Genomic DNA, 26382 nt, shown 5'->3' on the forward strand with positions numbered 1-26382 from the left:
TATATTAAATATGAAATATCCAATCAAAAGTGTTTTGTACTATCGATCACATATTATGTTTTTTGCGGCATTGTGGATATTATGTAGCCATAGTATTAGTATAGTCGGAGCAGAACAATGGAGCTTTTTATTAAAACTGAAACCATTAATTGCTTTTGGATGGGGTGGAGTTGATATTTTCTTTTTTTTATCAGGATTAGGAATAGGATTATCATTATCTAAACAACCGAAATTCTCAACATATCTATCTAAAAGATTCAATCGCATATGGTTCCCATTTTTTTTAATAGTAACAATTGAGCATGTGATGAATAATACAAAAACGATATCTTATTTGTTAGATGTGTCGACATTAAGTTATTGGTTGCCATTATTGGGAGAACATTCAAAAAATACATTTTGGTATATAAGTGCTGCATTTGCATTCTATTTGATATCTTATCCATATCATGCATTATTTTGTAGAAGGCCATTATTATCAACTATTTTAATTTCTATTCTAGGGTTAGTTTTATATAAGTTATTCTTTGGAAAGATTGATTTCTTTCTAGGTAGAGTACCTATATATTTTATAGGAATGTATGCTAGTCGATGGGTAAATGTTTCTTTCAAATCATTTCCGTTTATATTTATAGGATTGCTTAGTTATTGTTTAATGGCGTTAGTAGCCTGGCGATATGGAGGGTTGTTGTTATCAGAAGTCGGATTGCATTTTATTCTTTTTATTGCTATTGCTCCTGGAATCGTTCTATTCTTAGCAAATTTATTTGAGTTTATTAATAAATATAAATGGGGAGCATTGGTAAATAGAATTTGTAATAAACTTGGGAAATACAGTTTAGAAATTTATTTGGTACATTGGACATTCTTGTGTATGATTAAACAATTTGAATGGGAAATACCGTGGATTATCTTTGTTGTGGTTTCGATAGCTATAGCATGTATACTTCAATTTATTTCTAACTATCTATTGCAAATAAATAAAATTATGTGTAAAGTATAATATTCAATTATGAAATTAAGAACTCTTTTTGCTCTTATACCTTCTGTTATATTTTGTTTTTGGTATTTACCGTTTAAACAAGCTATAAAGATTCCTATAATTATATATTGTCCTCGTATCTTTAAGTTTGGAGGACGAGTTATTATTGATTCTGATAAGATTTATTTTGGAATGATTCGTCTTGGATTATTTATAACCAACCAATATCCGAATGCGGGAATACGATGGTATAATAAGGGAACAATAGTTTTTAAAGGCAAAGCTTGTATTGGGGCTAATTCGGCAATTACAGTTTTGCGCCCATCGAGTTATCTTGAATTTGGGGAAAATTTTGGAAATGTTACGACTCTTCGAATTAATTGTGATTATAGAATTGTTTTTAGAGAGAATGTACTTATGGGGTGGGATGTATCTGTTGCAGACAGTGCTATGCATAGGACAAAGGATTTAGAGGGTAATTTTACAAGTTTGGGCTATGGAGAAATATTGATTGGTAAAAATAGTTGGATTGCATCTCAATGTTTCATCATGCAAAATACCGACTTACCTGATTATACCATTGTAGGAGCTAGAAGCATTACGAATAAGCGTTATAATATTCCTGCCTATAGTTTTATTGCAGGAACTCCTGCGCATTTTATAAAGAATGGAATTTGGAGAGATTTGAATGACGATAAAATTGAGATAAAACCATGAAGATTGCTTTTATATTGACGGCTCCTTGTATCGTTCCTACTGACGGTGTTGTGAGTCAGGCAAAAACTTGGAAATCGGGTATTGAGAGTCTTGGTCACTCTGTTACTTTGGTAAATATGTGGGAAAAAAATGATTGGAAAGAATTTACGGCAATAGTTTTGTTTGGATTCAATGACTATTTGAAAGATATTGTTACTTGGTTGTATCCAATAAATTCGAATCTTATTGTTGCTCCGATATTAGATCCTAATCATAGTTTACAGATATTGAAACTCTATTCTTTATGGGGAAGTAATAAACTTCGTCTATCAAATTCTTATCACTCTTTACGTGCTATTAAAAATAAAATTAAATTGTTCTTGGTGCGTTCTGAGTTTGAACGACGGTTTGTTTCTGGTGCTTTTGGTATTTCTCAAGAGAAGTGTGCGATAGTCCCTCTTTCGTATAATTATTATAATCCCCAAAATAAATTAAATGTGACAAGAGACCCTTTTTGTTTGCACATTAGTCTACTCTGTGATGAAAGAAAGAATGTAAAAAGATTAATTGAAGCATCGGAAAAGTATGATTTTAAATTAGTCTTATGTGGAATGCTTCGAAGTGATACGGAAGAAAGACTGTTAGCATCGTGGATGGATGGGAAAAAAAATGTTATATATAAAGGATATGTTTCAAAAGATGAGATGATAGAATTGTATAGGAGTGCAAAAGTTTTTGCATTACCCAGTATTTATGAAGGAGTGGGAATTGTGGCATTGGATGCAGCGGCAATGGGGTGTGATATTGTTATTACAAAATTAGGAGGGCCCAAAGAATATTATCAAGGTCAAGCAATTGAAGTAGACCCTTATGATACCGATGAAATAGGTAGAGCTATTAAAGTAATGCTCGAAGGGAAAACTTATCAACCAGAACTTAGTCAATATATTCTTTACAAATATTCTTTGAGCAAAGTTTCTCAAATTCTTGTTCAAACAATTGAAGAAACAGTAAATGAGAATCAATAATCTCTCGCCAGCACTAGGTACAATATTGTTATATATTTGTTTAACATCATTGTGTATTTCTCCTGCATTTGCATTGGGAGAAGGGGCTCGTAATTTGTTGTTAATAGCCTTGATGGGTATATCTCCTATAATTTTTGTAATATATCCAGTTTGGGGAAAACTCGACAATATAGTTATAATGCTATTGATGGCCACGATTGTTGTTCCTCTATTGAACCATCCTGAAACAATGCGTTATTCTACTGTATTATATACATGTATGTTCTTTCTATATTTTATGGTTGTATTTCGTTTATTACATTTCTCAGATATTTCTATTGATAAGTATGCTAAATTATTAAAAATCTTAATCTTGTCTTATTCTTTAGTGCTGTTGATTCAGCAATTTTGTGTGTTAACTGGACTCCCAATTTTTAATGTAAGTAATTATAATCACTTAGAACCTTGGAAATTGAATTCATTGATGTCCGAACCAGAGCACAGTGGTCGAATGGTAGGACTGTTAATGTTTTCTTATTTAATAATGCAAGATAATATCTATGGGAGGAGACTGACATTTTTGGAATCGTGGAAATATGATAAATTGGTCTGGATTGCATTTCTGTGGTCAATGTTGACGATGTTTAGTGCTGGAGCATATTTGTTTCTAGTTTTAGTTATACTCAAATTTTTGAATAGGCGAAAGTTGGTTCCACTTGTGTGTATACTAATAAGCCTAGTCTATATAGCGACATTACTTGAGATTCAACCATTCATGAGAACTTATAATTTGGTAGTTTCTATATTTTCGTTTGATATAAATGAAATTTATAGAACAGACCAAAGTGGTGCTTTGCGCTTTATTCCATCAATGATTTGTATTGAGCGTATTGATCTGTCTACTGTTGATGGATGGTTTGGACATGGTATAGATTATGTACAAAGTTTTATATATCAATATTTGCCTGGTGTGAATAAAGGTTATGTAGGAGGGGGGGCATTTCAATATGCTCTAGACTATGGATTTCTTAATTTCTGTATATATAGTTGCTTCTCTTTTTATGCTTGCTTCAATAAAGAGCATAAGATAGTATCTGTATTATTTTGGGCTTTTTCTGTGTTATTAAACGGAATTAACACTCAGCTTGCTTGGAGTACAATAATTCTTTTATTCTGTAATAAAGAAATAGTAAGAATAAATTCATTTAATGCCTTGAAAGTATAATGTTATATATGAAAAATATTTTAGTTTTAGCATATCAACTATCTCCGACCAAGGGATCTGAATATTCAGTAGCATGGAACTATGTGACACATATGTCGAGATATAATCGTTTAACAGTTATTTACGGTGTATCAGGTGAGCATTTAGGAGATTGCAGTGAAATGGAAGAATTTGCCAAAACAAATATTTTGCCCAACGTTACATTTGTTTGTATAAAGCCTAATAAATGGACTAACGCATTAAATTGGTGTAATCGTCATAATTTTCTTAATTATACATTTTATATTGCTTATAGAGCATGGCAAAAACAGGTGTATAAAGCAGCAAAAAGCTTGATTCAAATCGAGAAGTTTGATCTAATACATTTTGTAGGGCCCATAGGATATCGAGAACCAGGGTATTTGTGGAGAATAGATTTACCGTATATGTGGGGACCCATTGGTGGAACCAATAGTAGTAGTATAATATTAGCGAAACATATTTCAAAAATGAGCCAATTGAAATTTGTATTTCGTAATTGGGTAAATGATTTTCAATTGAAGTATCAAAAACGTCTTCGACGAGCACTAAAAAAGACAGATTTATTATTGACATCTACTAGTGAGAATCAGCAGATTTTTAAGTCCGTATTACATAAGGATAGTTATTATTTGCCTGAAAATGCCATTACTTCAGAAATCAAATTGAATAGGCAAAAGTTTATTAGAAAAGGAGAGTACCATTTCATTTTTGTTGGAAGTTTAATTCCTCGTAAGGCGGTTAATATTTTGTTGGAAGCTTTAACTTTAATAAAAAATAAAGAAAAAATAGTTGTGGATATTGTAGGCGATGGGCCGGAGCGTCATACCTTGGAAGTTTTTGCCCAAAAGCATCAGCTTCAATCAATAATTAAATGGCATGGGCAATTGTCTCGTGATAAGGCGGTTGAACTTTTTGAAAATACTCATATGCATGTTATAACTAGTACAAGTGAAGGTAATCCTACTACTATATGGGAGGCAATGAGCTATGGTGTGCCGACTATGAGTTTTGATCATTGTGGCATGCATGATACAATATGTGATCGGTGTGGTATTCTTATCCCAATTCACAGTTATGAACAATGTGTCAATGATTTAGCCGATAAAATAGATAGTCTCTTGGATCATCCAGACCGATTTGAACAACTTGCAAATGGTGTAATAGAATGTGCTCAAAAATTCACTTGGGATACTCGTGAAAAAGTTTTATTGAGCTGCTATGACGAAGCTATAAAGCACTTTTATAACCGATGAACAAACTTGTCTGTTTCCATCTCTTTAACGATTACAGCGGTAGCCCAAAGGTGTTGAGACTGGTGTTGGGTGAGTTGGCCGAAAGAGGCGTAAATATCGATTTGGTTACTTCGCGCGGTGACGGGGCACTGAGTGACCTGTCGCAATGGCCGAATGTGCAGATAAGCAGCTATGCCTATCGTTTCTCTGATAATCCGTTGATTACGATGGGACGTTATTTGTGGGTGCAGGTCTATACCTTTTGTCTTGCTTGGCGCTATTTGTTCGGTAGAGATACTGTATTCTATATAAATACAATCTTACCGGTCGGGCCTGCGCTTGCCGGTCGATTGATGGGGAAGCGGGTGGTATATCATTATCACGAAAATGCCTTTGTGAAAGGGGCTTTTTATAAGCTACTGGCTCGAGCCATGCAGGCTTTGGCTTCGGAGATTGTTTGTGTGTCGGCTTATCAGCGTTCGTTTTTGAAGCGGGAGAAGAATGTGTATGTGGTTCCGAATGCAGTTCCTCGTGGCTTTGTCGAGCGGTTATGTCCCAATCCGGAGGCCGCATTTGAGCGGAAGCGTGTACTGATGCTCGGTTCGTTGAAACGATACAAAGGTACATTGGAGTTTATCGAGTTGGCTCGACGACTGAACGACTTTTCGTTTGAATTGGTGTTGAATGAGACTCCCGAAAATATTGCCGCATTTTGGCAGGATAACAAGATTGAGAATTTGAAAAATCTGGAGGTGTATCCTCGCCGAAACGATGTGGTGCCGTTTTACAATCGGGCTTCTGTCGTGCTGAATTTGACCGACAAGACCCAGGCTATCGAGACTTTTGGTCTGACGGCGTTGGAGGCCCTGTCGGCCGGGTTGCCAGTCATTGTTCCTACGGTAGGCGGCATTGCCGAGTTGGTGGATGATGGGTATAATGGTTATAAGATCGATGTCCAAGAGTTGGATCGTATAGCCGATTGCATAAGGAAAATACTCAGCGACAAAGCGCTGTATGTATATTTATCGGACAATGCGTTGAAATGTTCGAAACGCTACGATGTCCATTCGATAATAGAGCATATCGTCTCTTGTATAGAAAAATAATCGAAGAACACTATTTTAACCATATTTGAAGACTACTACCGAGTTAAGGTTAGTAGCGATTCTTTTTTTACCCTGATTTTATGAAAAAAGTAGCAATCGTGGGCACGCAAGGTGTTCCCGCGAGTTATGGCGGTTTTGAAACGCTGGTCGAGAATATCATTGGCGACAACTGTCCGTCGGATATTCAATATACGATTTTTTGCAGCAGTAAGGATATTCCTCGGGAGCCGGGGGCGTTTTATAAGGGCTGTATTTTGAAATATATTCCCTTGCATGCCAATGGTATGCAGAGTATCCCGTACGATATTTGGTCGTTGTGCAAGTCGATGAGGGGCTATGACTGTGTATTGGTATTGGGCACCTCGGGTTGTAGTTTTCTGCCAGTCTTCCGGTTGTTTTGCCGTAAGCGTTTGGTTGTCAATATCGACGGATTGGAGTTCCGTCGTGCCAAGTGGGGACGAGTGGCCCGATGGATTCTTCGTTTCTCGACGACTACGGCAATTCGTTGGGCCGATGTGATTATCTCGGATAATAAAGGGATACAAGATTATGTGACCGAAACCTACCATCGAGAATCGGTTCTTATTGCTTACGGAGGCGACCATGTGCGACGTGAGGTCAGTGAGGAGTTTCAAGACAAGTGTCTCACTGGGTATGGCTTGCAGCGTGGAAAATATGCCATCACCGTTTGTCGAATAGAGCCGGAGAATAACTGCCATGTCACGTTGGAAGCTTTTGCACAGAGTGGTAAAAAGCTGGTGTTCATCGGTAACTGGAAGCATAGCGAATATGCCCGGAATCTGCGTGATACGTATTGCAAATATCCGAATATCGTTCTGCTTAACGGCATCTATAATCTTGATATATTGTATGCTTTGCGGGCCAATGCCGAGATGTATATTCATGGTCATAGTGCCGGAGGTACCAATCCGTCGTTGGTCGAGGCCATGTTTTTCGGTCGTCCCATCATAGCCTATGATGTGGTTTATAATCGCGAAACGACACGAAATGAAGCATATTATTTTACTGATGTAGAGAGTCTGAAGACTCTTATCGCACGGCAGGACTTGTGTGGCGATAAGATGAAACAGCTGGCCGAGTCGGTATATACCTGGAAAACTATTTCTCAGCAATATTGTTCGCTGTACTGATGTCCCGGCTTTGACGCTGAAGCTGTTAGAACAGTTTATTGGAGTGGGTCTTGAGAGTCGATTCAGACTCTTGAGGCCCATTTCTATTTTCAGTCACATAGATAAAAAAGAAAGAGCTCGATATTGTATCGAACTCTTTCTCTGATAGGGGGTATATCGTTCTCGTTACTTGCGATAGTCGGCCATCATTTCGGGTTTGAAGTGGGCGATGAAGGCAGCGTGTTTGGCTACCTCGGCCTCACCGAAGTTGATGTATACCTCGGCCGAGTGACGGAACGATTCGTTGCGCGTGGTGTCGGCGAGCAGCAGGTGACCCATGATGATGTGTCCGGCCATCTCGACCATGCGGCGAGCCTGGAAGTCGATGTATTCGTTGTCTTTGGTTTCGGTAACCGATTCGACAGCTTTTACATAGGCCTCTTTCATGGCTTTGAGGCGGTCGCGCAGGGGCTCCAGTTCGGGAGCGATGGCGGCAGCCTCGTAGGCTTCGATCTGGTGGAGGAAGGTGCCGGTGGTCACGTGGCGGATAGCGGCTACTACCTGCAGCTGGGTGGTACCTTCGTAGATCGAGGTGATGCGGGCATCGCGGTAGATACGCTCGCAGGCGTAGTCTTTCATAAAGCCCGAACCGCCGTGTACCTGCACGCAGTCATAGGCGTTCTGGTTGCAGAATTCGCTCGACATGCCTTTGGCCAGAGGGGTGAAGGCGTCGGCCAGTTTCTGGTAGGCTTTCATCTCGGCACGTTCTTCGGGCTCGAGCGAGCGCTCTTTGGCAATGTCCTCGTAGGTCTTGTACATGTCGACGAAACGGGTCGTCTCGTAGAGGAGCGAACGCGATGCGTCGAGTTTGGCTTTCATCAACGAAATCATTTCGTATACGGCGGGGAACTCGATGATGGGTTTGCCGAATTGTTTACGGTCGCGGGCGTAGGCGATGGCTTCGCGGTAAGCGGCCTCGGATACACCTACCGATTGGGCGGCGATACCCAGACGGGCACCGTTCATCAGGGCCATTACATATTTGATAAGACCCAGCTTGCGGCTGCCGCAGAGCTCGGCTTTGGCGTTCTTGAACACGAGTTCGCAGGTAGGAGAGCCTTTGATACCCATCTTGTTCTCGATGCGGCGAACCGTTACGCCGCCGCTGTTGCGGTCGTAGATGAACATCGACAATCCGCGGCCGTCTTTGGTCCCTTCTTCCGAACGGGCCAACACGAGGGCAATGTGGCCGTCGCCGTTGGTGATGAATCGTTTCACACCGTTCAGATACCAGCAGCCGTCGGCTTCGCTGTAAGTGGCTTTGAGCATGACGGCCTGGAGGTCCGAACCGGCATCGGGCTCGGTCAGGTCCATGGCCATGGTTTCACCGGCGCATACACGGGGCAGGTATTTCTGTTTCTGCTCTTCGCTGGCAAATTCGTAGATGGTCTCGGCGCAGTCTTGCAGACCCCAGATGTTTACGAAACCGGCATCGGCGCGGCTCACCATATCGGCTGCCATGATGTAGGGCACGAGCGAGAAGTTGAGGCCGTTGTAGCGGCGGGGCATCGAGATACCCATCAGGCCGGCTTTTACCAGGGCATCGAGGTTCTTCTGCGTACCTTTGGCATATACTACGTGGCCGTCGACTACGTGGGGACCCTCGTGGTCTACGTCTTCGGCGTTGGCAGCTACGATTTCGCCGCTGATTTCACCGGCGATTTCGAGCACCTTTTCATAACTGTCCATGGCGTCTTCGAAGTTGAAGGGCGCATAGTCGTATTTTTCGGCATCGGAGTAGTTCCGTTCCCGTAAGGCCACCAGCTTCTCCATGAGCGGGTGGTGCAAGTGATGTTTCAGATCACTGTTGTCTAAAAAGAAATTAGCCATATTTTGTTTTTACTTTTTCATATATGAATGAAAACTCCTTTTCACGCGGCTTTCTTCGGCCGGAGGTCTTCTCGCGGCACGGCTATGGTGGCAGCGTGTGCGATTATTTGGAGTTCTTCTTGTAGTATTTGATCAGTTTGGGAACTACCTCTTCGACCGTACCGGTGATTACATAGTCGGCAATCGTGTTGATAGGAGCGTTGGGGTCGCTGTTGATCGAGATAATGATCGAGCTGTCCTGCATACCGGCGATGTGCTGGATTTGTCCCGAGATACCGCAAGCGATATAGAGTTTGGGACGTACCGTTACACCCGTTTGGCCGATTTGACGGTCGTGTTCTACAAAGCCGGCATCGACGGCGGCACGCGAAGCACCTACCTCGGCACCCAGCGTAGCAGCCAGGTCGAAGAGCATGTCGAAGTTCTCTTTCGAGCCCATGCCGTAACCACCGGCTACGATAATCGAAGCGCCCTTGATGTTGGCTTTCGATTTCTCCATCTGGCGGTCGATAACCTCGACTACGAAGTCGGTATCGGATACATATTTTTTCGGGTCGAGTTTCACTACCTCGCCTTTGTAGTTGGGGTCGTAAATCTCTTTCTTCATCACACCCTCGCGCACGGTTGCCATTTGCGGGCGGCACTCGGGGTTGACGATGGTGGCCACGATGTTACCACCGAAGGCGGGACGAATCTGGTACAACAGGTTTTCGTAGGTCTTGTTGTTTTTCTTGTCCTCGTGCGGGCCGATTTCGAGAGCCGTACAGTCGGCCGTCAGACCGCTATGGAGCGACGACGATACGCGCGGACCCAGGTCGCGGCCGATGCTGGTGGCACCCATCAGGCACACTTGGGGTTTCTGTTCCTTGAAGAGGTGAACCAGTACCGAAGTGTGGGGAATCGAGGTGTAGGGATAGAGGCGGGGATCGTCTACGGTATAAACCGTGTCGGCCCCGTAGGGGAATATCTGTTTCTCTACGCCGTCGAGGTTGCTGCCGATGACGAGGGCTTCGAGTTTACAGTTGAGTTGATTGGCCAACGAACGACCTTTGGTGAGCAGTTCGAGGCTCACATCGGCGATAATGCCGTCTTCTATTTCGCAATATACAATCAGATTGTTCATAATCGTTAGTTTTTTAGTTCATAGTACACGGGCATTAACCAATGGTGTGATTGGCGATCAACTCTTTTACGAGGTCTTCGATTTCGTTGTCGGCTGCCGTGAGCTGCTTGCTTTCTTTGGCTTGGAATACTACGTTTTGTACGGCTTTTACCTTGGTGGGCGAACCGGCGAGACCTACCTGCGTGAGGTCGGCATCGACATCGTTTACACTCCATTCGTAGAGGTTCAGGGCCGGACGCTCCTCGTAAAGCTTGAGGCACTCTTCGCTGAGACCCTGTTTTTCGCTGGGCGTCTTGGCATATTTGTAGCGTTGCACGAGTTTGGCGTTGCGGGGACGGCATTCGTCGGCCGAACCGTTTACGGTGATGACGGCGGGCAGGGGTACCGTTACGGTCTCGACACCACGCTCGAGACGACGTTTAACGGTTGCTTTGCCGTTCTCGATTTTGAGTATTTGCTCGGCATAAGTCACTTGGGGGATACCCAGCTTCTCGGCCACCTGAGGACCTACTTGAGCCGTGTCGCCGTCGATAGCCTGACGACCGCCCAGAATGATGTCGTAGTCTTTGATTTTACGCACAGCACATGAGAGGGCGTATGAGGTAGCCAGCGTATCGGCACCGGCAAAAGCGCGGTCGGTAAGCACGATACCACCGTCGGCACCGCGGAAGAGACCTTCGCGGATAATCTCGGCCGCACGGGGAGGACCCATCGTGAGCAGGGTAATCGTTGAACCCGGATTCTGTTCTTTCAGTTGCAGAGCCTGTTCCAAGGCATTCAAATCTTCGGGGTTGAAGATAGCGGGCAGGGCGGCACGATTGATGGTTCCGTCCTCTTTCATGGCATCTTTCCCCACATTTCTGGTATCGGGCACTTGTTTGGCCAATACTACGATTTTAAGACTCATAATTTAATGTGAGATTTATGATTTATAAATATTCTTATGTTTTGTGTCGTATTATTGCTGACTTGCAAAATTACAAAAATGATTGTTATTATCAATCTTTTAGCGGAAAAAACCTCCATACCTCCACGCGACAGGGCTGTATCGGGCGGTGGTATAGAGGTTTAGGCCTTTATCCCGTAGGGGGGACGGTGCCTATTCGTAGCTGCTGCCGTCGAAACAGTGTGTGCAGATGCACTCCTTGGGCAGACCTATCGATTCGACCAGGGTCTCCAGCGGGTTGAATTTGAGCGATGTAATCTTCAACTTCTTGCAGATGCAGTTGACCATGCAGTTGTATTGGGGCGAATGGGTGCGGGCGTATGCCTCGATGTTCTTGTCGGGGTCGCCTTCGAGCTCGGCGATGGTACGCCGGGTGATGAGCTCCATTTCGCTCTTCGAGGCGGTGAAGTTGAGAAACTTGCAGGGGTAGAGCAGGGGCGGGCAACTGATGCGCATATGCACCTCCCGGGCGCCGTAGCGGTAGAGGTCCGATACGTTGTCGCGCAACTGGGTGCCCCGCACGATCGAGTCGTCGCAGAATACTACCTTTTTACCGTTGAGCATGGTCTTGTTGGGAATCAGTTTCATCTTGGCCACGAGTTCGCGCATGGCTTGGTTCGAGGGGGTGAAGCTGCGAGGCCAGGTGGGGGTGTACTTGACAATGCCCCGTTGGTAGGGAATCTGTTTGCCTACGGCATAGCCCAGGGCCATGCCTACACCCGAGTCGGGGATACCCGACACGAAGTCGGCTTCGATATCGTCGCTTTTGCCCATCTCGAAACCGGTGTGGAAGCGCATCTCCTCGACGTTCTTCCCCTCGTATTCACAGGCCGGATAGCCGTAGTATACCCACAGGAACGAGCATATCTGCATCTTCTTGCCGGGCTGGGCCAGGGTTTCGTAACCGTCGGCCGTGAGGCGCACGATTTCGCCGGGGCCTATGTTGTAGCAGAGTTCATACCCCAGGTTGGGGAAACTGCAGGTCTCCGACGACACGGCGTATCCGTTCTCTCCGCGGCCTATCAGGATGGGGGTACGGCCGTACTTGTCGCGGGCGGCGATGATGCCCTGTTCGGTGAGCAGCAGCATGGAGCAGGAGCCTTTGATTTTCTCCTGTACCAGGCGGATGCCCTCGACGTAGTCTTTGCCCTGGCTGATAATCATCGACACCAGTTCCGACTGGTTGATGATGTTGTTGCTGTGTTCGCTGAAGTGGTTGCCGCTGGCCAACAGCTCTTTTTCGAGCTCTTCGACGTTGTTGATTTTGGCCACGGTGACGATGGCAAATTTGCCCAGGTGACAACTGATGATGATGGGTTGAGCGTCGGTGTCGCTGATGACGCCGATACCCGAGTTGCCTGAAAATTCGGGCAGCTCGGCCTCGAACTTCGAGCGGAAATACGAGTTCTCGATATTGTGTATCGCCCGTTTGAATACGCCGTTGCCGTAGGTCACGATACCGGCGCGTTTGGTGCCCAGGTGCGAATTGTAATCTACCCCGTAGAAGAGGTCGGTTACGCACGATTCTCTCTTTATAGTACCAAAAAATCCTCCCATAGTGTTGTGGTAATGGTTATTGTTGTGTTAAAATGAACAGAGCGAGAGGGCGACGATGCCCTCCCGCTCTGCGGAATATACGGTGTTATTTGGTGTGTTGTTCTACCCATTTGCGGGCGTTGACAAAGGCTTCGATCCACGGGGTTACCTCGTCGTTCCGGCGGTCGGCGGGATAGTAGCCGCACTGCCAGGGGAAGATAGCCCGTTCGAGGTGGGGCATCATGGCCAGGTGACGGCCGTCGGCCGAAGCGATACCGGCAATAGCGTAGGGCGAACCGTTGGGGTTGGCCGGGTAAGCGTCGTAGGTATACTGTGCCACGATGTGGTAGCGCTCTTTGTCGTACGGCAATTCGAATTTGCCTTCGCCGTGAGCTACCCAGATGCCCAGCTTCGAGCCCGAGAGCGAGCCGAACATCACCGAGTTGTTCTGCGGGATGGTGAGTCCGATGAACTCCGATTCGAACTTGTGCGAATCGTTGTGGCGCATCTTGGGTTTCTCGGCGTGGTCGGGGGTGAGCAGGCCCAGTTCGACCATGAGCTGGCAGCCGTTGCAGATACCCAGACTCAACGTGTCGGGGCGGCTGTAGAAGCGGTCGAGTGCAGCCTTGGCCTTCTCGTTCCAGAGGAAACCGCCGGCCCAACCTTTGGCCGAGCCCAGCACGTCGCTGTTCGAGAAACCGCCGCAGTATACAATCATGTTCACGTCGTCGAGGGTTTCGCGGCCGCTGATGAGGTCGGTCATGTGCACGTCTTTCACGTCGAAGCCGGCCAGGTAGAGCGAGTAGGCCATTTCGCGGTCGCCGTTCACACCCTTCTCGCGGATGATGGCGGCTTTCACGCCACTGCGGGTGCGGCGGTCGGCCGAGATGCCATACTGGGCCAGCGTGCCGGTGAACGACGGGGCAAAACTGTATTGCAGGGGTTGCTCCTTGTAGTTGAGGAAACGGGCCTTGGCAGCCTCTTCGCCGCTCTGTTTGCGGTCGAGCAGGTAAGACGATTCGAACCATACGTCGCGCAGGTGGTCGATGAAGAACTGGTAGTCGGCACCATCCTTATGGATGAGCAGGTGACGCTCTTCGCAGGGACGGGCCAGCTTGATGAAGGCGACACCGGCGTGTTTGAGAATCTTCTCTACCTCTTCGCACTTCTCTACCTGGATGAGGATGCCCGGGTTTTCGCTGAAGAGAATCTTCACCAGATCCTTTTCGGGTATTTCGTCGAGCGATACTTCCAGACCGCCCTCGGTATTGGCAAAATTCATTTCGAGCAGCGTGGTAATCATACCGCCGGCCGAGATGTCGTGACCGGCCAGAATCAGCTCTTTCTTCACCAGCTCCTGTACGGCGTTGAAGGCGGCGGCAAAATACTCGCTGTCTTGTACAGTGGGAACCTCTTTACCTACCTTGTTGAGCGATTGGGCAAAGGCCGAACCGCCCAGCTTCAGCCGGTCGAACGAGAAGTCGATATAGTAAACGGTGCTTTCGATGCCGGTACGCAGCACGGGCGAAACCACTTTGCGGATGTCCGACACTTCGGCTCCGGCCGAGATGATGACCGTACCCGGCGAATAGACCTTGTCGTTGCCATATTTCTGAGTCATCGAGAGGCTGTCCTTGCCGGTGGGGATGTTGATGCCCAGCGAGCAGGCAAAGTCGCTGCAAGCCTCCACGGCGCGGTAGAGGCGGGCATCTTCGCCCTCGTTTTTGCAGGGCCACATCCAGTTGGCGCTCAGCGATACGCTGTCGAGACCCTCGGCCAGCGGAGCCCACACGATGTTGGTGAGCGCTTCGGCAATCGAGAGTACCGAACCGGCGGCCGGGTCTACCAGGGCAGCTTGCGGGGCATGGCCTATCGAGGTGGCGATACCGGCGCGGCCGCGGTAGTCGAGTGCAACCACACCGCAGTCGCTCAACGGCAGCTGAATCTCGCCCTGGCATTGCTGGCGGGCAATCTTACCCGTTACCGAGCGGTCTACCTTGTTGGTGAGCCAGTCTTTGCAGGCTACGGCCTCGAGCTGGAGCACACGCTCTACATACTCGTCGAGCTGAGCCTGGTTGTAAGTTACATCTTCGTACGTCTCGGTAACCGTGTGGTCGGTCATCACCGTGCGGGGTGCCTTGCCGAACATGTCGTCCATGGCCAGGTCGATGGGTTTCACCCCGTCGGCCTGACGGAATACGAAGCGGTGGTCACCGGTCGTCTCGCCCACTACGTAGAAGGGGGCGCGCTCGCGGTCGGCTATCTGGCGGATGCGGTCAATATCTTCTTCGTGGATGACGATACCCATGCGCTCCTGACTCTCGTTACCTACGATTTCCTTGGCCGAGAGGGTGGGGTCGCCCACCGGGAGCTTGTCCATGTCGATGACACCACCCGTCTCCTCCACAAGTTCCGAGAGGGCGTTGAGGTGACCGCCGGCACCGTGGTCGTGGATGGAGACGATGGGGTTCTCGTCGGCTTCCGACATGGCACGTATCACGTTCGATACACGTTTCTGCATTTCGGGGTTGGCCCGTTGTACGGCATTCAGCTCGATGGCATTGGCATACTGTCCTGTCTCGACCGACGAAACGGCGCCGCCACCCATACCGATGCGGTAGTTGTCGCCACCCATCACCACGACCTTCTCGCCGGGAACGGGGGTACCTTTCAGGGCGTCGCGCATGTTGGCGAAACCCACACCGCCGGCCAGCATGATTACCTTGTCGAAGGCGAACTTCTTGCCGTTCTCGGCATGCTCGAAGGTGAGCAGCGAGCCGCAGATGAGGGGCTGTCCGAATTTGTTACCGAAGTCCGAGGCACCGTTCGACGCCTTGATCAAAATCTGCTCGGGCGTCTGGTAGAGCCAGGGGCGGGGAGCCATGGCCCCCTCTTCCCACTCGCGGCCCTCTTCGGTGCGGGGATAGGCCGTCATATATACGGCAGTACCGGCAATAGGCAAGCTGGCACGGCCACCGCCCAGACGGTCGCGAATCTCACCACCCGTACCGGTAGCGGCACCGTTGAAGGGCTCGACCGTGGTGGGGAAGTTGTGCGTCTCGGCCTTGAGCGAGATGACGGTCTTTATGTCTTTGATTTCAAAAAAGTCGGGTTGTTGCGGATTCACCGGGGCAAACTGCTCGACCACCGGGCCGGCATTGAAAGCCACATTGTCCTTGTAGGCCGATACCAGGCGGTTGGGGTTGTACTCCGATGTCTTCTTGATGAGCTTGAAGAGCGAGCTCTCTTTCTCCTCTCCGTCGATGATAAACACTCCGTTGAAGATTTTGTGGCGGCAGTGCTCCGAGTTTACCTGCGAGAAACCGAACACCTCGCTGTCGGTGAGCTTGCGGCCGATTTTACGGCTCAGCTCGTTGAGGTAGTTGATTTCGTCGGAGCTCAAGGCCAGCCCCTCTTGCTCGTTGTAGGCAGCCAGGTCGTCAATGTAGACGATGGGGTCGGGACGTTTGTCGATTTCGAAAATCTGGCCGTCGATGCCGTGGTAGAGTCGTTGCAGCATCTTGTCAAACTCGGCCTGGTCGTTCTCGACCGGGAAGAACTCCTCGATGCGGGTAATGCCGGTGAGTCCCATGTTTTGCGTAATCTCTACCGCATTGGTACTCCACGGGGTAATCATCTCTTTGCGCGGTCCTACGAACCAACCCGACAGCGTGGGCTGTGCGAGTTGCTCGGCCTCTCCGAAAAGCCAGGATAACTTTTGGGTCTCTTCGGCCGAAAAGGCATGGTCGGCCTCGACCGCGATAATGTTTTGAACGGGGGTTTTGAAAAGAATGACCATTATGTCTTGTTTTTTAGTGGTATGGTTGTATTCCCGCTCCTCTCTTGAAAGGAGGCAGGGAAAAAGATCTATGGGTTTCGGCAGCAAAATTACATAAAATCTCTGGAATATCCTCGCAAAAAGAGGGGAATGACTTTAATCGGTCAAGTCGTTATTTTTCCTTTTGTCCTCCTTCCCCTGGTCGGGTTTGGAGGAGAGTCGATAAAACATCATGCCCAAGGCAAGGCCTATGCCCATGCCGGTCGGGATATTCTTCATGCCCGCCCCGAGGGAAAGGCCCAGCAGCATACCTATGGCAATGTAGCGGGCGAGGCGTGGGCGTTTCTCTTTTTTGTCGTTCATAAGTCTTGATCGGTAAGCACAGTGTTTCGGGTATCGTTGTTGTGCGGCCCTTGCTGCGGAACCATTAAAAAAGTGATAATGTCGTTTCCGGAAGTCAAAGGTAGCGAAAATCCTGCACTTCTCAGATAAAAATCGATAAAACAAATGGTAATTTTCTAACATAATCTTGTATATTTGTCCGAGAAGCAACGGTAGTTCCTGTTGTGTAAGGGTAAAATAAATTTGTTTCTCCCCCCGGCTTGTACTATCTTTGCATTCCCTTGCCGGAATTTTCCCGGCGGGATAGGATAGTTTTTAGACTGTATGAATTTAGCGCTCTATACGATTATTCGAGGATTGGCCATCGGCATATTGGTATCGGCACCTATGGGGCCGATAGGGATATTGTGTATCCAGCGCACGCTCAACAAGGGGCGTTGGTCGGGATTCGTTACGGGGCTGGGAGCCGCGTTGTCCGACCTGATATATGCCCTGCTCACAGGGTTGGGTATGTCGATTGTTATCGATTTTATCGAAGCCAATCAGAATGTATTGCAGATTCTGGGCAGCCTGGTGCTGGTGGGCTTCGGCCTCTATCTCTACCGGCAGAACCCGGCGAAGAATATCCGCAAAGCCAACTCGTCGATCAATTCCTATACGCAAGATTTCATTACCGCCTTCCTGCTCACCTTCTCCAATCCGCTTATTCTGTTCCTGTATATAGGTCTGTTTGCCCGTTTCAACTTCTTCCTGCCCGAATCGCAGTTGTGGCACCATGTCGTGGGCTATCTCTCTATCCTCATCGGAGCGGTGGGCTGGTGGTTTTTCATTACCTATGTCATCAATAAAGTGCGTTCGCGGTTCAATGTGCGCAGCATCTGGTTTATCAACCGCGCTATCGGTATCATCATCATCGTCATGTCTGTTTTCGGATTTGTGTGGGGGATAAAAGATTATATATTACATTAAGATAAACATCATGAAAAAAGTTATTGAAGTACCTTTTGTCGCCGGGTTGAGCGACAAACCGTTGGCACAAGTCTCCGAGGTGCTCGAGACTCAGGGTGTGCGACAGGCTATCGACTGTGTCGATTGGCCCCATGAATTTCCCTATAAACCTATTGTATCGTTTACGATTGCCCGCGACAAGGAGTATCTCTATATCGACTATTTCGTGCGGGGCAACTACCTGCTGGCTGTCAACAGCACCGACAACTCGCCGGTGTGGCAAGATAGCTGCGTAGAGTTTTTCGTGCAGATTCCCGGCGAAAAATACTATTACAACTTCGAATTCAACTGCATCGGCACGGCTCTGGCCGCCCGTCGCACCAGCCGCTCCGACGCCGAGCACTTCTCGCCCGAGAAGATGGCCCGCATCAAACGCTACGCGTCGGCAGGCAACAAGCCTTTCCGCGAGATGGAGGGGCTCTTCTCGTGGGAGCTGCTCGTGGCTATTCCTTTCGACCTCGTGGGTCTCGACGGCGAACATCTGCCCGAGGCCGTGGCTGCCAACTTCTACAAATGTGCCGACGGCTCGTCGCTGCCGCACTACCTCAGTTGGTCGCCCATTCCGGTCGAGAAACCCGACTTCCACCGCCCCGAATACTTCGGCGAACTGCGGTTCAAGTAAAATAGAGCTTTTCCAAGATAGATATAAGGTATTCTCTCTGTCGTGAGGGGATACCTTTTTTTTTATCGGTTGAATACCGCTGTCCCGGTCATTTCGTACTTCCTCGTCATACTGCGGTGCTCCACGTCATACCGCGCTACGACGCGGTATCCAGAAATATGGGCAAATGAATGCCTCGCCTTCCCTCGCTGGACCCCGCCGTCTCGTCATTCCGCACTTGATGCGGAATCCAGGAATATCGGCAAAGGCAATACCCACAAGAGGCACTTTTCTGGACCCCGCATCGCTGTGCGGGGTGACCCGGTGTGATGCGGAATCCAGGAATACCCACCAATGGACCCCGCATCGTGGTGCGGGGTGACCCGGTGTGACGCGGAATCCAGAAAATACGGGCAGGGGGAATACCGGCAAATGAATGCCTCGCCTTTCCTCTCTGGACCCCGCATCGCTGTGCGGGGTGACTCACGCCAATGGACCCCGCATCGTAGTGCGGGGTGACCCGGTGTGACGCGGAATCCAGGAAATACCCACCTCGTCATTCCGCACTTGATGCGGAATCCAGGAATACCCGGGCGGGAAATACGGGCAAAGGCAATACCCACAAGAGGCACTTTTCTGGACCCCGCATCGTGGTGCGGGGTGACCCGGTGCGACGCGGTATCCAGAAATACCCTCTCGGTCATACCGCGCTACGACGCGGTGCTTCACGTCATGCCGCGCTACGACGCGGTATCCAGGAAATACCCGCCACTGGACCCCGCATCGCTGTGCGGGGTGACTCACGCCACTGGACCCCGCATCGCTGTGCGGGGTGACTCTCGCCACTGGACCCCGCATCGTGGTGCGGGGTGACACGACGACCGACGGTTTACTGTTCTTTCTTCAGGGTAGGCAGGCTGTTGCCGTCTTTGAGTTCGTACTGCCAACCTGAGCCGTTCAATGCGGCGTTCATGGCATCAACAGCCGTCTGCCAGGTGACGATTCCGTCCACCTTATGAGTGTCATCCTTGCCGTTGTTAGAACCGGTGCCTTGTTCCTGATTGTTCTCCCAGTAGCAGGCGGTGAAAGTACTTTGGTCATTGCAGCCAGCGATGCCGCCGATTCTATCTCCTACTGAACTGGTGATTTCGCCCGTGGCGTGATAGCAGGCGGTTACGGTACCTTGGCCGTTTATACCCACCACGCCGCCGACATTAGCGTGACCATACGTTATCGTGGCAGTAACGTTGCCCGTGGAGTAGCAGGCCATGAGCGAGCAGCCATTTCCCAAGTTGCCCACCACGCCGCCGACAGAGCTAATGCCCGATACAGCCGCTGTGGAATGGCAGCCCTCGATGGTTGACCCGATTAAGCTGCCGGTTCCTGTGTCATAATTAGGAACACAGAGTCCGGATATTCCACCGACATTGGTATTACCCGTCACAGTCCCTTCCGCTGAGCAGCCGGAGATGGTGCTAAAATTTCGTCCTACGATACCGCCGGTCTGGTTTTGTCCTGTCACCGTGCCATTGACCGAGCAATTCTCTACAGTGCCATCGGTCTGTCCCGCAATGCCGCCGACGTACGTGCCACCTGTTACGTTCACTTCTGTCAGCGTTACGTCCTGCACCTTGCCTCCGCTGCCGAGACGGCCAATCAGTCCTACATTGTCCGTTCCCGATTGGTCAATCTTCAGCCCCGTGATGGTATGGTTGCCGCCGTCGAAGGTGCCGGTGTATGGTTGGCTTTCAGTGCCTATCGGCGTCCACTCTCCCGTCAGGGTGAGGTCTGTGTCAAGGGTGATGTTGATGTCGGTCTTGCCCTCTTCGTTCACCAGCTTGGCTACATTTTTCAGCCCATCGGCGGTGGTGACGGTGTAGCTGCCGTCGCCCTCTATGGTGTATCCCGGGTCTTTTGCCGCAGCGAGGGAGACGGTGTAGGTATATTCCTCGCCCGCTTTCCATTCGGCATCGTTCTTCATCTTATAGACGAAGACCTTGCCGTTGGTGAATTTGCAGGTGATGAAGGCTGTGCCCGTTGCCACACTTTGCGGGGCTACGAGCGCAGTGTAGGTGTCACCGCCCTTGTCATACGGGGCGATTACAGCCGGGTTTCCATTCTCGGTGGAGAGGCCTGTCAGCCGCACGAACATCCGCTCCTCGGTGTAGTCCGTCAGGACGACGGTCACCCGCGCCGTGCGGTGGGTGAAGCGGAGCGTGGGGTTGCCGTAGCTCACCGGCTGGTTCTCGGCGGAAATAAAGTCGCTTCCCTCGAAGTCAGTCGGCGAACTTTGGTCGGCTCTTACCACCACGGCAGGCGGGGTGGTCTCGCCCTCGGTGTAGGGGCACCACGCCGTGACGGTGATGTTATCGTGGTTGGTCCAGTAGTGCGGGTCATCGGAGGTCAGCGTGGCGCTGGTGTTGTCGGCGGTGGTGGGCGTCACGTCGTACGCCTTCACCGTGCCGCCCATCAGGACGCCCACTAAAGAGACCCCTTCCCAGTTGCCGTCCACGGGGGCACGGGTACCGGCGGTGGCTGTCGCGTCGGGGTTCAGCCCCGTGGCGGTGAAGACGATGGGTGTGCCTTCCGCCCCTTCCGGCAGGAAGCCCGCTTCGTCCTGCGTGCAGGCGGCAAGGCCGAGCAGCAGGGCGAGGGCTGCGGATATATGGATGGTTGTTCGTTTCATGATGCGTGTTGTTTAGGGGTTGTTATTGTTTCTTTTGCAGTACGGGCAGGCCGTCCGTGCCAAGTTTCCATTGATAGTCGTTGCCGGTGAGAGCGGGGTTCATGCCATCGACGGCTGTCTGCCAGGAGTCGCCGTCGTTGACCTTCGTGGTTTCTACCGTTCCTCCTTCATTATTGTATACTCCTTTGTCTGTATTAGCACGCCAATAGCAAGCTGTTATAGAACCAATGCTAAAATTATAATTTACTATACCTCCACTTGCATTCTCTTTTAATGTTCCGTCGAACCAGCAGGCGGTGATGCTGCCTTGATTTGCGTAGGCTATACCACTGACAGCACTGAAAGCGTCAATCTTCCCCGTTACGGAGCAGGCAATGACTTGACCGTAATTATTAGTCACTATACCGGCTGTACCTCCGCTTGATTCGTATAATTCTACATCCACGAGTTGCAGATTCTTTACCGTTGCACTTTCTCCTATTCCTCCAAAAAGCGATGAAGCATTTAATCCCGTGATGCTGTACCCCTGTCCGTCGAAAGTGCCGTTGTATGTTTGAAAGCTATTACCTATCGGTGTCCACTCCTTGCCCGTCATATTGATGTCTTCGGTCAAGGTGCAGTTCAGCGAGAGGTCGCTTTGCACAGCCTCTGCCCATTCCTTCAGGCCGTTAGCGTTATAGACTGTGTAGCTGCCGTCGTCCTGTATGAAATAACCCAAATCCTCTGCCGTGCCGCTCTCGCCGCCGCCGTCAGTCCAGCCGCCGATGGTGCAGCCTGCCAGTTCCAGTCCTTTGGCGGTGACACTGACGGTGTAGGTATAGCGGCTGCCGGCTGCCAGCACCACATCGCTATGCGGACGGAAATAGTAAGTACCTCCGCCTAAATCCACCTGTATGAACGGTGTATTCGCCTTCACGGTCTGCGGTGCGGTGAGGGCTTCGTAGGTGTCGCCGTCCGGCGCGTATGTTTTGATAGTGGCGGGATTGCCGTTATCCGTGCTCAAGCCGGTCACGGAAACATCGGCTCCCGTCACGCTCGGGATGCCGTCTCCCGGTTTAAGAAGAACCGTTATACGCGCCGTGCGGTGGCTGAACTCAAGCATCGGGTGGTCGAACTGCACGGTCTGGGCTTCGGCGGAGATGAAGTCGCTGCCCTCGAAGCCTTCCTTCGTGCTTTGGTCGGCCTTTACTACCACATCGGGCATCGTGGTGCCGTATGGCCACCATGCCGAAACGGTGATGTCCTCGCGGCTTGTCCACCAGAAGGGGTCGGTGTCGCTGCTCAGGATGGCAGTCTTGTAGCCGTCGGCATCGGATGCCGTCACATCGTATTCCTTCACCGTGCCGCCCACACTGAGAGCTACGGAGGTGACTCCGTCCCAGTTGCCGTCCACCGTGGCACGGGTGGATGCCGGGGTTGCCACGGCTTGCAGGCCGGTGGCGCGGATTACCAATGGATACTCGCCTTCGGGCAGCGTGCCTTCCGCCAGTTCGTCCTGTGTGCAGGCGGTCGCTGCAAAAAGCAGGACGGTTGCTGCGGACAGTATATGCAATGGAAGTCTGTTGTTCATATTCTTAGTCTTTTAGGAATGATATACTTAAAGGTCTGCGTTCACATTGCCGCCGTTCACCGGGTTCCAGTCGCTGATAGTGGCAGAGCTGATGCTCAGGTCCTTGTTGCGGACGGTGACGGTGTAGGTGTAGTTGTTGCCTGCCTTCAGTGCGCCGTCGGGAACGGTGAGCGTGGCGGTGTAGGGCTGGCTGCTGTAGTACACGCTCAGTTCGATACTTGTCGTTGACTGCGGGAAGAGGATGACCGACGAGGTGAGTGCGCCGTCCAGTTCCATTGTAAGGTCGGCTGTCTGTGCGTTCGCATCCGTTTCTGCCGTGCCGGTGGTGGTGTCGAAGCTGCCCTCCAGCACCAGTCCGGAGAGTGTGTAGCCGGTGGGTTTGATGGTATTGAAGTCCACACCGCTTCCTGCCTTGAAGGTGAGCGTAATCTGACTCATGCAGTGGTGGAAGGAACAGTCCTTGCCGCCTGCATCAGTGTCGTCGGTAAAGTTCACTTCAGGATTGTGCGTACTGGCAGTGGCACCGGTGGCATAGAGGAAGTCCATGGCGGGCTGGTTCTGCTGCGCCGTGGCATCGGTGGTGGCGGTCAGTGTCCCACCGTCCGCATCGTAAGGATAGTAGGCGGAGAAGGTGGTCGGGTCATCATCTTGGAAGAAGATAATGGTTCCTGTCGGTGTGAACTTCCCGCTTTCCCACCGGTATGGCACGTTGGTGTAGCCGAAGCGGCTTTCGGAGATGCCTATCTCGTCACGTTCCGCCCAGGCGGTTCCGCTGGCGCGGGTGGCGGGGGCGATGTCGGCGATAAACCGGGCGGCCACGGGACCGTCATTGTTCAGAATCTCGTTGTCGTTATTGCAGGCTGCCAGTGCGAGGGCGAGCGCCGCAAGTGCAAAAAATCTTGTCTTCATTATATCTGTCATTATATTTGTTAAATTCCATTTCAATAATTGCTGTACCTCAGCATAATCAAATCCAGCTTTGCTTCTGCGTTCGGTTTGCTAATTATTTACAAATCGGCATTTACATCATCACCTTTCACTTCTTCCCAGCCGGTAATTCCGGCTCCGTCCACTTCCATGCCTTCGGGAGTCTCAACCAGCGTTCCGCCGAGGGTCAGCGATTCGCCCTTTCCGGTGTTGAAGGCCGCGAGAGCTTCCGTAAGGTCGCTTTTCAGCGTGGTGGGTGTCGGGTTGCCGTCAGCATAGCGGATTTCGCCCGTCAGCAGCTGTTCCGTGCCGGTCACACCCAGCAGCCGCACCGTGGCTTTCCACTTGCCGGCATCGGCCCCTTCGGTAATCTTGGTGAAGGGCAGCACGACGTTCGAAGCGGCTCCGTAGGTATCGGTAGCGAAGTCGAGTGTCCCGGCTGCACCCGTCAGATGGGCAATAATCTCCGTGATGCGTCCGGCGGCATCACCGGTAGGCTCGACGACAAGCGTCAGCTCGCGCACCTGCTGCTTCATCGCGGCGGTCAGCGGATAGTCCTTGTCTTTCTCGATGCTCAACTGTTCCGTATAGGTGAAGAACCATCCCGGAGTATTGTTCACAAAGGCATCCGTGCCTGCCCGGTTTCCCGTGGCTGCGGCAACGGTGGCGGTGGTGCCGCTTACCGTGATTCCTTCAGCCGGGTTCCACACCGCAAGGGTGTAGCTGCCCGGAGCAAACAGATGGTCGGGTGTATGGGTGGCGGAAGTCTCCGTACCCGTATAGTCGCCCATGTTGACCGTCCATGTGGCAGGTATGTCGATGCCCTCACCGCGGGCCGACCAGTCGGCTGTCACCGCAATCTTCCCGTAGTCGGGATGCGGCGTGTCATAAAGCGTGTCCTTCACGCAGGAAGAGAGCAGCACGGCGGCTGCCATTCCCATCATATTTATATAGTGTCTTGCTTTCATATTCGATTCCTCCACGGTTAAAAGATTTTCCAAACCAGCGTGACACCGGCGTTGATAGGTCCCCACCACTCCTTTGTCTCGTTGCCGCGACGCACCCGTACGCCGTCGATGGTGATGTATTTCTCATAGTCGGCATTGAGGTAGCCCAAGCCGAGGTTGAAGTCGAGCGACAGGGCCCGGTTGAGCCGCAGCTGGTAGCCGCCGGTGATGCCGCCACCCATGAGGTCGCCCTGGCGGCCGGTGCCGCAGAGCTTGTAGTTGAACTGCCCGACTTTGTAGAGGAGGCCCAGGTAGCCGCGCTTCTGCTTGCCCAGATACCAGCGGAGCTCGGGCGAGACCTCCCAGAGAGCATAGCGGCGGGCGTTGTTGTCCCAGGTCCACGAGGTCCACGAGCCGTTGACCATCAGGCCCCAGGCGGGAGCGATGCGCCATTCGATACCCAGGTCGGGGGTGAGGGTAGCCCAGCGCAGCAGGTTGGCCCGCAGGGCGAGGTGGTAGGAGTCGTGCTCCGGGTGCCCGGCCTCGGCCCGCTGCCGTTCGGCCTCCAGGCGTTGCTTCTCTGCTTCCAGACGTTGCTTCTCGGCCTCCAGACGTTGCTTCTCGGCCTCCAGCCGGGCTCGTTGTGCTTCAGCTTCGGCCCGCTGTTGCTCGGCCTCCAGGCGTTGTTGTTCAGCTTTCAGGCGTTGCTGTTCAGTCTCCAGCCGTTCGGCCTCGGCCTGTTGCTCCGGCCCGCTCTCGGAGGGCTGGGCGGGGATGGCGATTCGCACCGTTACATAGTCGCCGCCGGAGGTGTGGTTGCGGGTGGTGAAGCAGGCTTCGGTGAGCCCCTGGCGAGTGATGAGTTCGCTCTTCACCCGGTTGGACCGGATGCGGGCGATGGCCCGGGCGGCCGCTTCGTCGTGGAGCGAGCTGCAGTAGCCGTCGACCAGGATGGGGATGGTGCCGGCGAGTATCGCCTCTTTGTTCTGTACTACGCACGAGAGCAGACGGGTCAGCTCGGTGCCGTTGTTTCGGTAAGCGGTATAGAGGCCGTCGTTCCCCGGCTCGAACCGAAAGTGGTAGATGGTGTCGCCCTGTGTCTGTGCCACGAGTGGGTATACAACAGCCCATAGCACGAGGGTCATCAACAATTTTTTGAACATGTCGTTATATAGGATTTGGTATTATCGGGAAGGATTGTATTTCAAAGATAATATTCGGAGGAGAAATATGCAAATGGTGATTGTTAAAGGATTTAACAACCGAGGCGTTGCACTGTTAAAATTTAACCAAAATTGTTGATAGAGCAAAGAAATTGTTGATAGAGCAAATTTTTCGGCCCTGATTTTTAACATTTGAAATGTTGAACATCGCTATTTTTTTGTTTCGAGCCCCTGTTTTTTGCTCTTTTTTGGAGGGAATATGTCCGTTTTTTTATCGTCGAGAGGAACGAAGTCAGAGGTATCGCCGTTGTTGTCGAGCTCTTTTCCCGGACCTCGCCGTCCCGTCATTTCGCACTCCCTCGCTGGACCCCGCATCGTGGTGCGGGGTGACCCACACACTGGACCCTGCATCGAGTGCGGGGTGACGTGCTTGTCATATCGCGCCGTGGTGGTTTAAAAAAGAAGC

At 50.5% G+C, this 26382-nt stretch carries 20 protein-coding genes; 9 read left to right on the forward strand and 11 right to left on the reverse strand.

All coding sequences use genetic code 11. The features are described from left to right. The first annotated feature begins 10 nt into the window (after positions 1-10). From NW211_RS12345 to NW211_RS12375, 7 genes are all read left to right on the forward strand, one after another. Positions 11-1003: an acyltransferase gene (locus NW211_RS12345; RefSeq protein ID WP_258328024.1), complete on the forward strand. Its 993-nt coding sequence runs from the start codon at positions 11-13 to the stop codon at positions 1001-1003. A 9-nt stretch (positions 1004-1012) separates the two neighbouring features. Next, on the forward strand, positions 1013-1699 hold the full coding sequence (locus tag NW211_RS12350) for a hypothetical protein (protein ID WP_258328025.1): 687 nt from the start codon (positions 1013-1015) through the stop codon (positions 1697-1699). Then, the gene (locus NW211_RS12355; protein WP_258328026.1) at positions 1696-2706 is read left to right on the forward strand and encodes a glycosyltransferase family 4 protein; all 1011 of its coding nucleotides are present in this window, start codon (positions 1696-1698) and stop codon (positions 2704-2706) included. The genes NW211_RS12350 and NW211_RS12355 overlap by 4 nt, the downstream gene beginning before the upstream one ends. Beyond that, the gene (locus tag NW211_RS12360) at positions 2693-3910 is read left to right on the forward strand and encodes a hypothetical protein (protein ID WP_087409530.1); all 1218 of its coding nucleotides are present in this window, start codon (positions 2693-2695) and stop codon (positions 3908-3910) included. The genes NW211_RS12355 and NW211_RS12360 overlap by 14 nt, the downstream gene beginning before the upstream one ends. Positions 3911-3918: 8 nt before the next feature. Beyond that, positions 3919-5184: a glycosyltransferase gene (locus NW211_RS12365; RefSeq protein WP_258328027.1), complete on the forward strand. Its 1266-nt coding sequence runs from the start codon at positions 3919-3921 to the stop codon at positions 5182-5184. Next, positions 5181-6269, forward strand: a complete 1089-nt coding sequence (locus NW211_RS12370; RefSeq protein WP_258328028.1) for a glycosyltransferase family 4 protein — start codon at positions 5181-5183, stop codon at positions 6267-6269. The genes NW211_RS12365 and NW211_RS12370 overlap by 4 nt, the downstream gene beginning before the upstream one ends. An 80-nt stretch (positions 6270-6349) precedes the next feature. Next, on the forward strand, positions 6350-7420 hold the full coding sequence (locus NW211_RS12375) for a DUF1972 domain-containing protein (RefSeq protein WP_258328029.1): 1071 nt from the start codon (positions 6350-6352) through the stop codon (positions 7418-7420). Between the two features lie 165 nt (positions 7421-7585). Here the strand turns inward: NW211_RS12375 and NW211_RS12380 are convergent, their stop codons facing one another. From NW211_RS12380 to NW211_RS12405, 6 genes are all read right to left on the reverse strand, one after another. Further along, positions 7586-9289, reverse strand: a complete 1704-nt coding sequence (locus tag NW211_RS12380; RefSeq protein ID WP_258328030.1) for an acyl-CoA dehydrogenase family protein — start codon at positions 9287-9289, stop codon at positions 7586-7588. Between the two features lie 103 nt (positions 9290-9392). After that, a complete protein-coding gene (locus NW211_RS12385) occupies positions 9393-10412 on the reverse strand; it encodes an electron transfer flavoprotein subunit alpha/FixB family protein (protein WP_087409535.1) in 1020 nt (339 codons plus the stop codon). Positions 10413-10446: 34 nt separating this feature from the next. Then, positions 10447-11319 (reverse strand): electron transfer flavoprotein subunit beta/FixA family protein, encoded by an 873-nt coding sequence (locus tag NW211_RS12390; RefSeq protein WP_087409536.1) that lies wholly within the window; start codon positions 11317-11319, stop codon positions 10447-10449. Between the two features lie 192 nt (positions 11320-11511). Then, complete coding sequence (locus tag NW211_RS12395) at positions 11512-12915, reverse strand: amidophosphoribosyltransferase (RefSeq protein WP_087409537.1); 1404 nt, start codon at positions 12913-12915, stop codon at positions 11512-11514. Positions 12916-13000: 85 nt separating this feature from the next. Next, positions 13001-16693, reverse strand: a complete 3693-nt coding sequence (purL, locus tag NW211_RS12400) for a phosphoribosylformylglycinamidine synthase (protein WP_087409538.1) — start codon at positions 16691-16693, stop codon at positions 13001-13003. 135 nt (positions 16694-16828) lie between these two features. Continuing rightward, on the reverse strand, positions 16829-17035 hold the full coding sequence (locus NW211_RS12405) for a hypothetical protein (RefSeq protein WP_258328031.1): 207 nt from the start codon (positions 17033-17035) through the stop codon (positions 16829-16831). Positions 17036-17338: 303 nt separating this feature from the next. Between NW211_RS12405 and NW211_RS12410 the strand changes: the two genes are divergently transcribed. Both NW211_RS12410 and NW211_RS12415 read left to right on the forward strand, forming a co-directional pair. Next, positions 17339-17983, forward strand: a complete 645-nt coding sequence (locus tag NW211_RS12410; protein ID WP_258328032.1) for a LysE family translocator — start codon at positions 17339-17341, stop codon at positions 17981-17983. A 10-nt stretch (positions 17984-17993) separates the two neighbouring features. Next, positions 17994-18644, forward strand: a complete 651-nt coding sequence (locus NW211_RS12415) for a carbohydrate-binding family 9-like protein (RefSeq protein WP_258328033.1) — start codon at positions 17994-17996, stop codon at positions 18642-18644. A gap of 868 nt (positions 18645-19512) precedes the next feature. Here the strand turns inward: NW211_RS12415 and NW211_RS12420 are convergent. The 5 genes from NW211_RS12420 to NW211_RS12440 all read right to left on the reverse strand — a co-directional run bounded on the left by NW211_RS12420 (position 19513) and on the right by NW211_RS12440 (position 25916). Next, on the reverse strand, positions 19513-21309 hold the full coding sequence (locus tag NW211_RS12420) for a fimbrillin family protein (RefSeq protein WP_258328034.1): 1797 nt from the start codon (positions 21307-21309) through the stop codon (positions 19513-19515). Between the two features lie 22 nt (positions 21310-21331). After that, positions 21332-22879, reverse strand: a complete 1548-nt coding sequence (locus tag NW211_RS12425; protein WP_258328035.1) for a fimbrillin family protein — start codon at positions 22877-22879, stop codon at positions 21332-21334. A 27-nt stretch (positions 22880-22906) separates the two neighbouring features. Next, positions 22907-23788 (reverse strand): fimbrillin family protein, encoded by an 882-nt coding sequence (locus tag NW211_RS12430; protein WP_258328036.1) that lies wholly within the window; start codon positions 23786-23788, stop codon positions 22907-22909. A 98-nt stretch (positions 23789-23886) separates the two neighbouring features. Then, positions 23887-24774: a FimB/Mfa2 family fimbrial subunit gene (locus NW211_RS12435; RefSeq protein ID WP_258328037.1), complete on the reverse strand. Its 888-nt coding sequence runs from the start codon at positions 24772-24774 to the stop codon at positions 23887-23889. A 17-nt stretch (positions 24775-24791) separates the two neighbouring features. Then, positions 24792-25916: a DUF3575 domain-containing protein gene (locus tag NW211_RS12440; RefSeq protein ID WP_258328038.1), complete on the reverse strand. Its 1125-nt coding sequence runs from the start codon at positions 25914-25916 to the stop codon at positions 24792-24794. Positions 25917-26382 lie beyond the last annotated feature (466 nt).

The organism is Barnesiella sp. ET7 (genome assembly GCF_024733785.1).
Taxonomy (GTDB): domain Bacteria; phylum Bacteroidota; class Bacteroidia; order Bacteroidales; family Barnesiellaceae; genus Barnesiella; species Barnesiella merdigallinarum.